This window comes from Rhodococcus sp. 15-649-2-2, assembly GCF_002258645.1.
Taxonomy (GTDB): Bacteria; Actinomycetota; Actinomycetes; order Mycobacteriales; family Mycobacteriaceae; genus Rhodococcoides.
Window position 1 is genome coordinate 73,797 of sequence record NZ_NPFM01000002.1, and the last position, 15,365, is coordinate 89,161.

10 protein-coding genes and 1 pseudogene are annotated in these 15,365 nt (G+C 63.3%); all 11 read right to left on the bottom strand.

Annotated features, from left to right (window positions below):
• Window positions 1-25 precede the first annotated feature (25 nt).
• Window positions 26-3,433 carry a pyruvate carboxylase gene (locus CH305_RS01120; RefSeq protein WP_094702161.1) on the bottom strand — a complete coding sequence of 1,136 codons (3,408 nt, stop codon included), beginning with the start codon at window positions 3,431-3,433 and terminating at the stop codon, window positions 26-28.
• A gap of 55 nt (window positions 3,434-3,488) precedes the next feature.
• Complete coding sequence (locus CH305_RS01125; RefSeq protein ID WP_037189099.1) at window positions 3,489-4,358, bottom strand: NAD(P)-dependent oxidoreductase; 870 nt, start codon at window positions 4,356-4,358, stop codon at window positions 3,489-3,491.
• Between the two features lie 59 nt (window positions 4,359-4,417).
• Window positions 4,418-4,723 carry a hypothetical protein gene (locus CH305_RS29320; RefSeq protein ID WP_256983435.1) on the bottom strand — a complete coding sequence of 102 codons (306 nt, stop codon included), beginning with the start codon at window positions 4,721-4,723 and terminating at the stop codon, window positions 4,418-4,420.
• 55 nt (window positions 4,724-4,778) lie between these two features.
• Window positions 4,779-5,672, bottom strand: a pseudogene (locus CH305_RS01130) (MFS transporter).
• Window positions 5,673-5,734: 62 nt separating this feature from the next.
• A complete protein-coding gene (locus CH305_RS01135) occupies window positions 5,735-7,384 on the bottom strand; it encodes an AMP-binding protein (RefSeq protein WP_256983436.1) in 1,650 nt (549 codons plus the stop codon).
• A gap of 5 nt (window positions 7,385-7,389) precedes the next feature.
• The gene (locus tag CH305_RS01140; RefSeq protein WP_256983437.1) at window positions 7,390-8,241 is read right to left on the bottom strand and encodes an SMP-30/gluconolactonase/LRE family protein; all 852 of its coding nucleotides are present in this window, start codon (window positions 8,239-8,241) and stop codon (window positions 7,390-7,392) included.
• Window positions 8,242-8,309: 68 nt separating this feature from the next.
• Window positions 8,310-10,844: an ATP-binding cassette domain-containing protein gene (locus tag CH305_RS01145; protein WP_179278142.1), complete on the bottom strand. Its 2,535-nt coding sequence runs from the start codon at window positions 10,842-10,844 to the stop codon at window positions 8,310-8,312.
• 35 nt (window positions 10,845-10,879) lie between these two features.
• The gene (locus CH305_RS01150) at window positions 10,880-12,130 is read right to left on the bottom strand and encodes a substrate-binding domain-containing protein (protein ID WP_037189096.1); all 1,251 of its coding nucleotides are present in this window, start codon (window positions 12,128-12,130) and stop codon (window positions 10,880-10,882) included.
• A 50-nt stretch (window positions 12,131-12,180) separates the two neighbouring features.
• On the bottom strand, window positions 12,181-13,233 hold the full coding sequence (locus tag CH305_RS01155) for an ABC transporter permease (RefSeq protein ID WP_094670038.1): 1,053 nt from the start codon (window positions 13,231-13,233) through the stop codon (window positions 12,181-12,183).
• A gap of 212 nt (window positions 13,234-13,445) precedes the next feature.
• Window positions 13,446-14,297 (bottom strand): CoA ester lyase, encoded by an 852-nt coding sequence (locus CH305_RS01160; RefSeq protein WP_094702372.1) that lies wholly within the window; start codon window positions 14,295-14,297, stop codon window positions 13,446-13,448.
• Entirely contained in the window at window positions 14,294-15,295 is a 1,002-nt protein-coding gene (locus CH305_RS01165) for a MaoC family dehydratase (RefSeq protein ID WP_094702169.1), read from the bottom strand. Before CH305_RS01165 ends, CH305_RS01160 begins: the two co-directional genes overlap by 4 nt.
• Window positions 15,296-15,365 lie beyond the last annotated feature (70 nt).

Consider the following 15,365-nt stretch of genomic DNA (forward strand, 5'->3'; position numbering starts at 1 on the left):
TGTTCGCGGTCTCGGACTGTCCCACTTACGACGGATCGGTCGGATCCCCGACACTGATGACGGCGATGAGGTCTCCACCTTCGACCTGCGCGACACCGGTGATCGCGAGGCGGGTGATTCGGCCGCCGCGTGGTGCAGTGATTGTGGCTTCCATCTTCATGGCCTCGATAATGGCCAACGTGTCTCCCACCGAGACCGAATCCCCCTCCGCCGCAACCATCGTCACGACTCCAGCGAACGGTACCGCCACGTGAGACGTATCGTTTCGGTCCGCTTTCTCCGACGCCGGGGCATCCGCCGCAATCGACCGGTCGCGCACCGACACCGGGCGCAACTGCCCGTTGAGGATGCACATCACCGTCCGCATTCCGGCGTCGTCGGGCTCCGAAATGGCCTCGAGCCCGATCAGCAGCTCCACACCCTTTTCGAGCTTCACCCGGTGCTCGTCACCCTGTCGTAGACCGTAGAAGAACTGGTTTGCCGACAACGACGAGGTGTCGCCGTACTTCTCGCGGTGTTCGGCCAGTTCCTTGGCGGGGCCGGGGAACAGCAACCGGTTCAACGCTTCTCGACGGACCGGTCCGGCTGTGTCGAGTGCTGTCTCGTCGTCGGGTGTCAGGGGTGCGTCAGGGCGCGCCCCGGTTCGTCCGGCGAGCGCCCGTTCTCGGAACGGCTCCGGCCATCCACCGGCCGGTGTCCCGAGGTCGCCGCGCAGAAAGCCGATCACCGAATCGGGGATGTCGTACTTTCCTGGGTCCGCTGCGAAGTCGTCCACGCTCACCTGCGCACCCACCAGGTGCAGTGCGAGATCGCCGACCACCTTCGAACTCGGTGTCACCTTGATCAGTCGACCCAGCAGCCGATCCGCGTCGGCGTAGGCCCGCTCCACCAGCTCGAATCGATCTCCGAGTCCGAGCGCAATGGCTTGCTGGCGTAGGTTCGACAGCTGGCCGCCAGGAATTTCGTGCCGGTACACCCGCCCCGTCGGCGAGGGCAGCCCGGACTCGAACGGCGCGTACACCTTTCGCAGAGCCTCCCAGTACGGCTCTAGATCGCACACGCTCTGCAGGCTCAAACCGGTATCGCGTTCGGTGTTCGCCGCAGCCGCCACGATGGCCGACAACGCCGGCTGAGACGTCGTGCCCGCCATCGGAGAGGACGCACCGTCGACGGCGTCCGCCCCGGCCGTCCACGCAGCGAGGTACGTCGCCAGCTGCCCACCGGGTGTGTCGTGAGTGTGCACGTGCACCGGAAGGTCGAAGTTCTTGCGCAGCGCGCTCACCAAAGTGGTCGCCGCCGGTGCCCGTAACAGACCCGCCATGTCCTTGATCGCCAACACGTGCGCGCCGGCGTCGACGATCTGCTCGGCAAGCTTCAGATAGTAGTCGAGGGTGTAGAGGTCCTCTCCAGGGTTCGACAGGTCACCGGTGTAGCTCAGCGCCACTTCCGCTACGGCAGAAGCAGTTTCGTGCACGGCGTCGATGGCCGGTCGCATCTGGTCGACGTTGTTGAGCGCGTCGAAGATACGGAAGATGTCGACGCCGGTCTGCGCGGCCTCCGCCACAAACGCGGACGTCACCTTCTGCGGATACGGGGTGTACCCCACAGTGTTGCGACCTCGCAGCAACATCTGGAGACAGATGTTGGGCACGGCCTCGCGAAGGGAAGCCAGCCGCTCCCACGGATCTTCGTGCAGAAACCGCAGCGCCACATCGTATGTCGCGCCGCCCCATGCTTCGATCGAGAGCAGCTCCGGTGTCGCTCTCGCCACGTAGGGAGCTACCGCCATCAAACCAGTCGTCCTTACACGCGTCGCCAACAACGACTGATGCGCGTCTCGGAACGTCGTGTCGGTGACCGCAAGCGCTTTCTGCTCACGCAGTGCGCGAGCGAAGCCTTCGGGACCCAGCTTCTGGAGACGTTGACGACTACCGTCCTGCGGGGGAACCGTCATGTCCAGTCCCGGCAGTTTGTCTCTCGCGTAGACCACGGTCGGGCGACGGCCGTGCGGCATGTTCACCGTGATGTCCGCGAGGTAGCTGAGAATCTTTGTGCCTCTGTCACCGGAGGCGAACGACGTCAGCAGACCGGGCCGCTCCTCGATGAACGAGGTCGTGATGTGTCCGGCTCGGAAGTCGGGATCTGCCAGAACGCTCTGCAGGAACGGGATGTTCGTGGCCACGCCACGAATGCGGAACTCTGCGATTCCCCGCCGCGCGCGGGCGACCGCGTCATCGAAGGTGCGGCCACGGCAGGTGAGTTTGACCAGCATCGAATCGAAATAGGCGGAGACCTCCGCACCGGTGGTGGTGCCACCGTCCAGACGCACACCGGCCCCACCAGGCGTCCGGTACGCGGTGATCCGCCCGGTATCGGGGCGGAACCCGTTCGCCGGATCCTCCGTGGTGATACGGCACTGCAACGCCGCCCCACGAATCGTGATGTCCTCCTGTCGAAGCCCCAGATCCGCCAACGACTCACCCGACGCGATCCGCAACTGCGACTGCACCAGATCGATATCGGTGATCTCCTCGGTGACAGTGTGCTCGACCTGAATACGCGGATTCATCTCGATGAACACATGGTGTCCGTCGCGATCGACCAAGAACTCCACGGTCCCAGCGCACGAGTAACCGATCTTCTTCGCGAAGGCGACCGCGTCTTCGCACAACTGAGACCGCAACGCCTCGGTGATGTTGGGGGCCGGTGCAATCTCGACCACCTTCTGGTGGCGACGCTGCACCGAGCAGTCTCGCTCGAAGAGATGGATGACGTTGCCGTAGGTGTCTGCAAGGATCTGTACTTCGATGTGCCGGGGCTCGATCACTGCTTGCTCGAGGAATACCGTCGCATCGCCGAACGCCGACTCAGCCTCTCGCGCAGCAGCTTCGATCGAGTCGCGCAGACCTGCGATCTCTACCACCCGACGCATGCCGCGGCCGCCACCGCCCGCGACCGCTTTGACGAACACCGGAAAGGTCATGGTCTCGGCTGCCGCCATCAACTCGTCGACGTCCGAAGACGGTTCAGAGGACGAGAGCACGGGCAGACCCGCGGCCTTCGCCGCTGCTATGGCACGAGCCTTGTTCCCCGTCAGCTCCAACACATCGGCAGACGGGCCGACGAAGGTGATTCCAGCCTCCACGCACGCCGCCGCCAGATCCGGGTTCTCCGACAAGAACCCGTACCCCGGATAGATCGCATCTGCGCCGGCGCGGACCGCAGCATCGACGATCTTCGTCACCGACAGATAATTGCGCACCGGATGTCCGGGCTCGCCGATCTCGTACGCCTCATCGGCTTTGGTGCGGTGCACCGAATTTCGGTCCTCGAACGGGAACACCGCAACGGTGCCCGCTCCGAGCTCGTAGGCAGCACGGAATGCTCGAATTGCGATCTCGCCACGGTTGGCGACCAAGACCTTGGAAAACATATGGACAGCAAACCCCTCGACGAGCTGGAATCGGACTGTTGAGTCGTGCAGAACTTCAGTCGGTCACAGGTGGGTACCATTTCTGCATGAGGTCGGTCTGATCGGCGGAGCCCCCGAGTCGTTCGACCGCCTCGTCCATCATCTCGGCGACCAACGATCCGACTCGCAGTTTCTGCCCGACGTGGTCTGCCAATGCCCCGGCGAGATGCGCGTCCTTACGCATCAATTCGAGCGTGAAGCCCTGCTTCAAGTTGGGGAAGACGATCTCGGGATACGTGTAGTCGGTGACGTAACTGCGCCCGGACGATACGTTGAGGACGTCGATCATGACATCGGGCGGGATTCCGTACCGCTCGGCGAGCGTGATCATTTCGACCGTCGCGAACCGGTTGCAGTGGTTCAGGAGGTTGTTGACCAGTTTGGCGGCATGTCCGGCACCGACCGGCCCCAGGTGAAACACGTTGGAGGTGATCGTGTTCAGCAGCGGCTCGGCGCGGGCGAAATCCTCGTCGGTTGCGCCGACCATGAGGGTGGCCAGACCGTCGTAGGCGCGTCGAACCCCGCCGGCGATCGGTGCATCGATGTAGGAGATCGATTTCACGGCGAGGTCGCGGACGAGTCCCTCGTCGACGATGGGAGTGCTGCTCGTGGTGTCGATGACGAGTGAACCCGGACCCATCTTCTCGGCCAGGCCGCCGTCGCCGAGCAGAAGCTTCAGGACGTTGTCGGGGCCGGGAAGAGACAGGAACACGACGTCGCATGTCGCTATCTCGTCGAGTGGTGCGAACCTCGCTCCCCGTTCCTCCAAGGGAAGTGCGAGGGCGGGGTTCAAGTCGTTGACCAACAACGTGTTCGTGTCGACGAGTCGAGACGCGATGGCCGACCCCATCGCTCCGATGCCCACGAATCCAATACTCTGCGACAAAAGTCCGCTCCCCTCAATAAGTCTGACAATTCGCATTGTGCTACCTAGTGGCCCAATTGTCAATGCAGAGAAGCGTTCCTGACGACGTGATCGGCACCGGACCGCCGAGATGGAGCATCGATCTGCCGTACAGACAGGGCACACAGGGCCGAGATGACGGTCGATGCCGCGATCCAGAGCACGACCGGCAGCCCGGAGTCCATGTCCGCCACCAACTTCGTCAGCACCAACGGCGTCACCGCACCGCCCAGAATGACTCCCAGGGTGAACCCGATCGACAGACCCGTGTACCGGACCGCGCCGTCGAACGCCTCGGCGAAGAACACGCCGATGGTTCCCCACGTCATCGAGTAGCCGGTCAACATGACCAGGTACGCAACGAGAACGGACGGCCTGGTTCTCCGTGTCGAAGGCCCGCATCTATCCGTACGCGGTCACCGCGATAGCCAGATTGCCCGTGATGAAGATCTGTTTCCGACCGACGCGGTCGCTCAGCGCACCGAAGAAAATACTGACCGCGATCACCCACACGGCCGCCGCGATGATGATCACGAGCATCTGGTTTCGGGTGAAACCGTGATTGGAGCCGTACGACAGACCGAAGACGGTCGCAGAGTAGAAGGTCACCGAGTTGCCCACGGCTGCACCGGCTATCAAAAGAACAGCCATCTTGTGTCGACGAAGAACGACCAGCGCGGGGGCCGGCGAGACGACATGAGACTTGCGCAGGGCCTCGAACTCGGGGCTCTCCTCCAGACGCAACCGAATGATCAACCCGAGGATGACGAGCAGACTGCTGATCCAGAACGGAACGCGCCACCCCCAGCTGAGGAAGGCGTCGTCGCCCATCGCCGCGCCGACCACCAGGAACACGATGTTCGCCACGATCAGGCCGCACTGGGCACCCGTCTGAACCCACGAACTGTAGAAACCCCGCTTGCCCTTGGGGCTGTGTTCGACAGTCATCAGCACGGCACCGCCGTATTCGCCGCCCAGCGCAATACCTTAGATGAAGCGGAGAACAACCAGCAGGATGGGGGCGGCGATCCCGATGGTGCCGTATGACGGAATCAGCCCGATGGCGACAGTCGCGGCGCCCATCATCACCAGAGTCACCTTGCGACCCACCCGATCCCCGAAATGACCGAAGACGACTCCACCCAGTGGCCGAGCCACGAATGCGACGCCGAAGGTCGCGAGCGACAACAGCGTGCCTTTCACCGGATCGGAATTGGGGAAGAACACCGTGCCGAACACCAGCGCGGCAGCGGTTCCGTAGATGAAGAAGTCGTAGTACTCGATGGTGGTGCCCATCAAGCTGGCGATGCCCACCCGTCTGACGTCATTCTTGGAAGGTGTCCTGGACACGGTGTACCTCAATTCCGATGGTCGCTTGCGAGTCGCTCGCGCAACTCGACCTTGCGAATCTTTCCGCTCATTGTCTTCGGCAAGTCGTCGACCACGATCACGCGTTCGGGGCAGTAACGCTTGGCCAAGCCGGACTCGATCAAGAAGTCCCGCAACGATTCCACTGTCACCGCGGAGCCAGGTCGGCACCGCACGAAGGCGCACGCTCGCTCGCCCAGCCTGTCGTCGGCGTACCCGACCACAGCCACATCGGTCACGGCCGGATGGCGGAAGATCTGACTCTCCACGGATCCGACGGGAATGTTCTCGCCGCCGCGAATGATGATGTCCTTGGTCCGGCCCGTGATCGTCACCGAACCGTCCGGGTCGTGGACCGCCGTGTCACCGGTGGCGAACCAACCGTTGTCGTCGAACGCTTCCTCAGTTGCCTCGGGACGATTGTGATAGCCGACGAACATGCCCGTACCGCGCAGCCAAAGATCGCCCACCTCACCGTCGACCGCGTCGTCGCCTTCGGCGGTACGAACGACGACCTCAGCACTCGCGAGCGGTAGACCGTCGGTGGTGCGATTGATGTCATCGAGACCTGGCTTGCCGGACACAGCGATACCGAACTCGGTCATTCCCCACGCAGGGATCACGGAACATCCGAGCGCCTCTTCCGCCTCGCGCATCAGCGGGCGCGGGATGGGTGCGCCCGCCACTGCGATCAGGGCGAGATCAGGAGCGTTCTCGCGACGAAGCTCGGACGTACGCAGCAGGTCGATCAAGAACGTCGGAGAGCCCACCATCGTTGTGATGCGCTGCGATTCGATGACGCGAGCGCCGACGTCTGGACTCCACTTCTCCATGAAGACAGCGGTTCCGGCGAGGTGAACAGTGAACAGCGCTCCCCAGAAGAACCCAGTCGAGTGCCCTACCGGTGACATTACGAGATTTCTGAACGGTCGACCGAGCGACTCGGGACCAATGTGAACAGCCCACCCACGAACCACGACATCGAGGGTGGCGTGCAGGTTCATCACGGCCTTGGGTTCGCTCGTCGTCCCCGAAGTGAAGGCGAGCTGAGCAACGCCGAGAGGATCGGCCGGCACCTCGACGAATGCCTCCGCTTCCCCAAGGAGCGCGTCGAGCGACACGGTCCCCTCGACTGGCTCCCCGACGACCACGATCGTCAGATCGTCGTTCAGACGGATCTTCTCCGACAGGGCAGTGGTCACGACGTCGGTGGTCCCGTGGAAACGAGAGACGACGAGCATCTTCGTTCCGGTCGCAGCGGTCATCGACTCCACTTCGTGCGAGCCATATGTGATCGGAATGCCCGAATATGTCGCTCCCGCCCTCAGCACGCCGTAGACGACGCCAAGGAACTCCGCCGAATTCGTCATCATCACGGTCACCACGTCCCGTGGTTTCACACCGTTGGCCTGCAGACCGGCTGCGACCCGTCGGCTCATCGTGTCCAGCTCGGCATATGTCGACTCGCCGACGGTTCGCCCGGTGTGGTCGACGCTGACCGCCGCTACCCTGTCGGGATGGCGGGCGACCGCGTCGTCGAGGAAAGCCCACAACGACTCCGGCCGCCACTCCCCCTCGTCCAACCGGCGGAGCGCTTCCTCGTACGTGACGACCGAACCGTCGGGCAACCCTCTGGTCATAGTGTTCATCGTGCTGCCGGGACGCCGACTCGCATCGTGACGATGCTGCTGTCGCGTGCCGACTTTCGGGCCTCGACATCGAAATCCGGTGTCGCACAGAAGAACAGCGTGCGACCGTCCTCGCCACCGAGTGCGCACGCGAAGACACAGGAGCCCGGGTCGACGTTCTCGACGATTTCACCGCCGACCAGGCGAAGCAGCCGATCCTGTCGGATGTCGGCAAGCCACACACCGCCCTCGGAATCTATGCACGACCCATCAGGGGAGACCGTCAACTCCTTCATCGCGTCATCCGCGGACCGCGACGTGGGCAGCGGACCGAAGGTCGCCCACACCCGTCGGTTGACGAGCATTCCCGAGTCGGTCAAGTCGAACGCCGTGATGCGATTGCCGAACGTCTCGTTGACGAGCATGACGTTGTCGTCGGTGATCACACAGCCGTTCGGGAACCACAGGTCGTCGGCGACGCGAGTGATTGTCCCGTCCGGATCGACTCGGTGAATGCAGCCGCATCGCATGTCCTCGCCTGCATAGAGGTCGAACCCGAAGTCGCCCAGGTACGCTCGCCCCTGAGTGTCGACGATGATGTCACCGAGGAATCCGCCGACATGATCGGACAGATCCGCGTGCACGACGACGGTCCCGTCCGGTTCCCGCCGGAGCAGCGTCTTGTCCATCATCGACACGATCAGCAAACGACCGTCGGGCAGCCACCCGAGACCCGACGGTTGATTGGGCACCGTCGCTTCCTCTCTCAGGTCCGAGCCGTCCTCGCGTGCCGACTGAACCTTGTGGGTGTACAAATCGGAGAACCAGATACGGCCGTCGTGCCAGCGCGGCCCTTCTGTGAACGTCATTCCGGGAACAATGGTCTCGAATTTTTCGGACACAGTGGACTCCTCAGTGGTGGTTTCTGTCCGAATGCTCATGCTTCGGCGCGCCTCCGTCCGCGTTGTGCGTAGGCGTAGGTGCCAACTGCGATCAGCAGAATGAATCCGTAGATTGCCTGCCGCGACGAATCCGGGATGTTCAGCAACGGCGTGACGTTGTTCAGAAGCGAGAGGAACAAGGCTCCCAACATCGCGCCGATGAACGAGCCGCGGCCGCCGGTGAGTACCGCGCCACCGAGGAACACCGCCGCGAAACAGGTCAACGTGTATCCCGAGCCGACCGAGTTCGATCCGATACCGGTCTGCGACGCCAGGAACACGCCGGCGACGACAGCACCGAATGCGCAGACGAGCAGTCCGATGGTTCGCACACGAGCGACCGGCTGGCCGACACGTCGGCTGGACTCGATGTCGAAGCCCGTCGCGCGAAGTGCGAGACCGGCCGCGCGGCGGTACAGCCACCATTCGCCTGCCAGTGCGACGAGAACGAGAACGATGAAGGCGGTGGGGACGAATCCGACACCGAGAGCGAACAAGTCGTACAACTGTGGCGCGATGACACCTTCGGGGGTGGGTCGCAGAACGATCGCCAATCCGGCGATGATCGCCATGGTCGCCACGGTCGCCACGATCGGGTTGATCTTCAGCTTTTCGATCAGCAGCGCATTGAGACCACCGACCGCCAGCGCGGTGAGCAGGAGTAGCGGTATCGCCACGATCAGGGTGCCCACGGACAGATCCGGTAGCACAAGGGAGGCGATCACCACCGTCAGGCTCATGGTCGATCCGACCGAGATGTCGAGACTGCCCGAGATCATCGTGTACTGCTGTCCCAGGGCGACGAATGCGAGTGGCAACGTCAGCAACATCAAGTTGGCCCAGTTCTGCGGTGTCCAGAAGACATCCGACTGCGTTCCCGTGTAGATCGAGACCAACGCCAGAAGGACGAGCAGCATGGTGACGGGCACGTACGCCGGGGCCTTGGCCAGTAATCGGCCGAGCCAACTGGGACCGATCGGAAGCGAGGACACCTCCTCGTCGACGTCCACTGCGCCCACGAACGAGCTGACGATCGCGGATTCGGTTGTGGGGCAACTGATTTCCTCTATCACCGCACCCTTGGACATGACTACCACCCGATCGCACAGGCCTGCGAGTTCCGACGAGTCCGAGGAATTCACCACGACGGCTACACCGGACTCGGCCGCATTCGCCAAGAGCCGATAGATGTCCAAGCGCGCCTTGGCATCGACGCCCTGTGTCGGCTCGTCGACCATGAGGACTTTGACCTGCTTCATGGCCGCGCGCGCCAGGACGGACTTTTGCGCATTGCCGCCCGAGAGCCCGCCGATGGGCTGGTAAGGGGACACCGTCACGATTCCCAGACTGGCTTTGACGTCCTCGAAGCTCGAGCGTAGTCGCCCGGGCAGAGCCAAGCCGAAGGGTCCGGCGTCCGATCCGAGCTGGGTGGTGGCGTTGGACATCACCGACAGCGGAAGGAACACCGATTCTGCGGCCCTGTCACCGCTTTGGAAGCTGATTCCCGCGTCGAGCGCGGATGGAGGCGACAACCGCGAGATGTTCTTGCCGTCGATCGACACCGAGCCGCCGGTCTGACCGATACCGATCATTCCGCGCAGAGCAGCCCGCTGGCCGTTACCTTCTGCGCCTGCGACGCCGACGATCTCGCCCGCGCGCACACTGAAGTCGATGGGTCCGTACCCGGGACCCGACAGCCCGGTGACCCGAAGCCGTTCGGCAGCAGCGGAATCCACGCGCTTGCGTTCCGGGAACTCGAGGGCGGTCGGCGCACCGACCATGAGTTCGACGATGTCGTCGACCTCCCACTCCCCCGAATCGAAGGTGCCCTGCCCGATGCCGTCGCGGATGACCGTGATCCGATCGGCGAGGCGTCGCACTTCGTGGAGGCGATGGCTGACGTACACGATGGCCGCGCCGTCCTTACGTGACTGACGAACCAGTCCCTCGAGGTGCTCTGCGTAGCGCATGTCGAGTGCTGCCGTCGGTTCGTCGAGCATCAGCACCAATGGGTTGTGGCACATCGCTTTCGCGACTTCCAGAAGCTGGCGTGCACCGGGACCCAGTGCGACCACCGAATCGGACGGCTTGAACGGAAGATCGTACTTCGCCAGCAGCCCGGTCAGATTCTCCGGCGGTGCCTCGCCGATCGAGTGGAAGGACAGTGCGATGTTCTGCTCGACCGTCATGTTCGCGATCAGAGAGGTGTCCTGGTACGCGACCATCAGTCCCAACATGCGCGCCTGGCGCACCCCGCGGCCACCCAGCTCCTCGCCGCCGATGATCACGGTGCCCTGATCGGGCACGACCACTCCTGACGCCGACTTGATGAGTGTCGACTTCCCCGAACCGTTTTCGCCCACCAGGGCGTGTACTTCACCGGGGAGCACATCGAACGACACAGCGTCCAACGCGCGAACTCCCGGATACGTCTTGGTGACGTTGCGCATCACCAGCGCGGGGGTCCGGTCCGAGTCCTGCGTCAGCTTCTCGCGGGTGCGAACCGAGGTGTCACGATTGTTGTTGTTCATGCCAGTTTCTTCTTCCGGATTGATGGCCGCGGGCATCATGACGCCGACAATGCGAGTCGAATTTGTTCGGGGGTCAGCAGGCTCGGCACCGGTGTGCTCGCGGGGATCGAGCTGTCCATCTGATCGAGAATGTCGCCCACCGGAACAACAGGATTCGGTGAGATCATTTGTTGGTCGACGTCCTGCCCGGCCCTGAGCATGATTCCGGCCGTCACCGCGATGCGGCCTGACCAGACTTGACTGTTGGTGACGAACCCGACGGGCTCGAGCCCCGCGTCTCGCGCCTCCGAGAACGCTGTCAACCAGGACTGGTTGACCACGTCGGACATCGTGACCGGCGGAGTCACACCTCGGTCGATGAACGGACGCACGAGATCCTCGGGGGTGTAGTCGTAGACGACAGCGCCCGGGTTCTCACCGGAGGCGAGAAGCGCATTGGCCGCTTGCGATGTGCCCTGCGGAGTCCACTGGGTGAATCCCTCCACGGATTTCTCCCAGCCGTTGTCGGCCATCGACTGATCGAGGCACGGCTGCCAGACCGCTGCGTTGCCATTGCCCGGGATTCCCGTGTAGAGCGCGTAGGTTTCGGATGATGACCCGGCGGCAGCGATCATGTCGCCGGCCTCGGCGTAGGTCTGGCACAGATCAGGAACGACCTGGGCCGACACCGTGGCGGCAAGGTCGGCGGGGAGCGGAGTCTGCGCCTCCACCACCAGGATCCCGGCATTCTTGGCCTGCTCGAGCACCGGCCCGATCGCGCCGCCGTAGATCGAGTTGATCACGATGACGTCGACCTGCTGAACGACCAGGCTGCGGAAGTTCGCGAGGAATCCGGCTACGTCGGTCGAGGTGTTGTAGATGAATCTGCTGACCTGCGGTGACGCGATGGCCTGAGCGGTGATCTCGGCGCGGAAGATGCTTCGCCACGGGTTGACGTTGTCGTTGGCGAACGCGACGGTCATCGATCCTCGACCCGTCTCGCAGGTGTTGTTGTCGAGGCAGTCGGCGTAGACGGCGTCCAGTTCGGGGGTGAACGGAACCGAGGCGACGGCCATCGTGTTGCGGATGACCGGGTTCAGGGAATCGGCGGGGATGTTCTGTAGGAACGCCTTGTCGATGGTGGCCTGCAGAGCAGCCGGATCGGCCACATCGGCCGAAACGGGCTCGACCACACCGCGTTCGACCACGGCGGAGGTCGTGCTGGAACAACCGGCACCGAACACCAGTAACGGTACGAGGGCCGCCAGGTACAGCCAACGGGGTCTACGCAGTCGCGCAGTGATCATCGAACTCTCCGGATTTCGTGAATGCGGGTGGGAACGTCCAGCCTGATCGGTCATTTCTTCACCCGCACGGCCCCGGTGATGCGGCGCAAGCCGCTGGCACCGAACGTCGCGAGCGTGATCGCTGCCACCGCAGTGACCAATGCAATGCCCTGCACCATCGTTCGGGCACCCGCCGACAGGCCGAGGATCGCGAGTACTTGATCCAGCAGCTGAAGGAACAGGCTGGCCACGACGACGCTGAGGACACTTGCCGGTCCGCCTGCGAAGATCCCGCCCGCAATGCCGACTGCGGTGACCGTTGCCAGCTGATAGGGCATTCCGATGCTCACGTCGGGGGTACCGACGAAGCCGGACACGAGTACACCGGCGATGCCGTAGAGCAGTCCTGCAGCGGCGAAGGCTGACACGCGAACGGTGGTGACCCGCACTCCCAGCGCCCGCGCTGCCCGTGGGTTGGACCCCACCTCGGCGACTCGGCGACCGGCGCGCGTGAGGTGCAGAGTTCCCGCGACGAGCAGGGCCACCACGACTGCGACGAGGAAGCATGCGTTCACTCGGAGGATCGACGTCTGAGTGAAGTCCTGCAAGACCTGCGGCGCAAGACCGGACAGCGAGAACGAGACGCCGGTCAGGTAACTGATCAGACCGCTCACGATGCCGAACGTGGCCAGGGTGACGATCAGCGAGTTCAGCCCGAGAGCGGAGATCAGGATGCCGTTGACGACACTGATGGCGATGGCCGTCAGGATCGCCGCGAAAATGACGAGCGTGACGTTCGCTCCTTCACCACCGAAATGGACCACGATGCCGGCGACTGCCGCGATGATCGCGGGTACGGACAGGTCGATCGCGCCCAACATGATAATCAACATCTGGCCGAGAGCAGCTAGTGCCAACACCCCGGTGAGTGCTGTGACCACCCAGATGGAGTCGCCCGACAGTGCCCGCGGGGTGGCGAAGAGGGCGACGACGATAAGAAGCCCCAGCGCGCCCCATGCTGCGAGGTAGCGGCCCGGGTACCGGTACTTGAGATCGGTGAGCACGCGCTGCCTGCTACTGCGGGACGCCTCCGCAGGCCTACCACCCTGAATGATCGTTGACATCTGCCACACTTTCTTTACAGTCGGTCAAAAGTGTGACCGAGTGATCGAAGTCATACTATTACTCATGTCTGGCTCTTCGTCAACGATTGATCGAAGCTCGCCGAAATCTGGTCATGTCACGCCGAGGCGGATGCACGCCGAAGACCCGACCGCACGATCAGCGGTCGGGTCGATCAGTGTTCAGGTCAGGACATCAGCCGGCGGTCGAACGATCAGACAGTCCCGTACACCCGGGCAACGATTGCGCGGGCACGAGCAATGACTGGCGGGTCGATCATCTTACCGTCCAAGGCCACAGCTCCTCCGTCGTCATCAACGCCTTGCGCCTCGCTCATCTCGAGTACCTTTGTCGCCCATGCTGATTCGTCGGGTGACGGCCGAAGAGCGTCGTGTACGGCACCGATCTGGCGCGGATGTATGCACAGCTTCGCACCGAGGCCCAGAGCGAGAGCATGAGCGACATCGTCCGCGAGCTGCGCGGTGTCGTCGATACTCGCGGTGACGCCATCCACGGGTGACGCGAGTCCCGAAGCCGCGCTGGCAAGCACCAACTGCGAACGCGTGTGCCGGAAAGCGTCTCGGCAGTCCGGATCGACGCCGAGCGCCACAGCAAGATCCATATGGCCGAGAGCGAGACGAGATACTCCGTCCGCTGCGGCGATGGACTCGGAGTTCACCACACCCCTCGGCGTCTCGATTAGCGGTACCAAAGGTGCGGACAACTCACGGTGAAGCGACGCAAGCCTGGACGCAGAGTCCGCTTTGGGCACCATGATCGCTGCACCGCCACCGCGCATCGCGCGGACCTCGGTGCCGTGCCACCGTGTTCCGTGGGCGTTGATGCGAACCATCGTCAGCGCACCGTCGACACCTGCGTCGGCTCTGGTCAACCATTCTTCTACCGCACGTAGAGCCTCGCCCTTGTCGGAAGGTGCCACCGCGTCCTCGAGATCGAGAATCACTACATCAGCGCCGGCCGCGTGAGCTTTGCGGAACAGTTCCGGCCGAGAGGCGGGGACGAACAGGAACGTTCGCGCCGCACCGACTGCATCTGCGGCCCTCATCGCACGAGCACGATCGGACGCCACGCGAGAACTTCGTCGAGTTTGCCATCAGCATGCCTGCGGGAGGTGGTCACCTTCAGTCCGAGTGCATCGACTCCGGAAGCGTGCGAGGTCACGCTTTCGATGGCCACCGTCGACGCCAGAACGTCGCCCTCGTGAACCGCAGCGAGGTGGTCGCACCCGTGCCATCCCGCGACGGCGACGATCCCCGGTAGGGCCTGACACACATGATGGAATGCGAGCCCGATGGTGTGTCCGCCGTATACGAGTCGTGAACCACCGCCGGCCGCACTGTCGTGATGCACGCGCGCGACGTTTCCTGTCAGACGAGCGAGTTCGGGTGCGCTGGAGACGACGTCGCCACCGAGAACGCGCAGTTCTGTTCCGATCTTCGACGGCATACCGGTCGATCGGGGAATGCCGGCTATGTCCCAGTCGGTGATCGAGGCGAACATATCGGTCTCCACAGGGAGGTCGTTCACCGTCGCGATGTCGTCGGCCTTGTCCGTCGGCGGGGCTCCGGGCGACAGGAGCAACATGGCGCACCGTCGATAGTCCAGGACTGTGCGTCCGCGTTGGTCGACCGTCGTGATGCGCAGAACTGCCAGTCCGGTAGGGGTCCGCGGAGCCTTTCGTGCATTTTCTCTCAGGGCTTCCACCACAGCCTTGGTCCGCAGAGTGTCGCCGATGGCGGGAAGTCGGTAGAAGAACAATCCACGGTAGAACAAGTTCGCCCGCACGTGCTGGGTCGCCGGCGTGGACTGGCCGATCGAGACATCCCACACGAGTGCAGGGCTCGCCAGAGGGCCACCGGTCACAGTCCGCGCTCGTTGTCGATCGAGCGAAAGCGCGAATCGATTGCCGACGATGGACTGATGGACGGCTGCCATGCCCTCGGTGAGGGTGACGGCCGGCGCCGTGTCGAACACTTGCCCGACCGTCAATTCATCGAAAAATGGACTGCGCTCGGTCGTGAGACGCTCACCTACCACTGACATCGGTTACTCAACCTTCACATATCGACAACGTGAACAGCTAGAATACTGTCAGATATTTATCGCGTTGAAC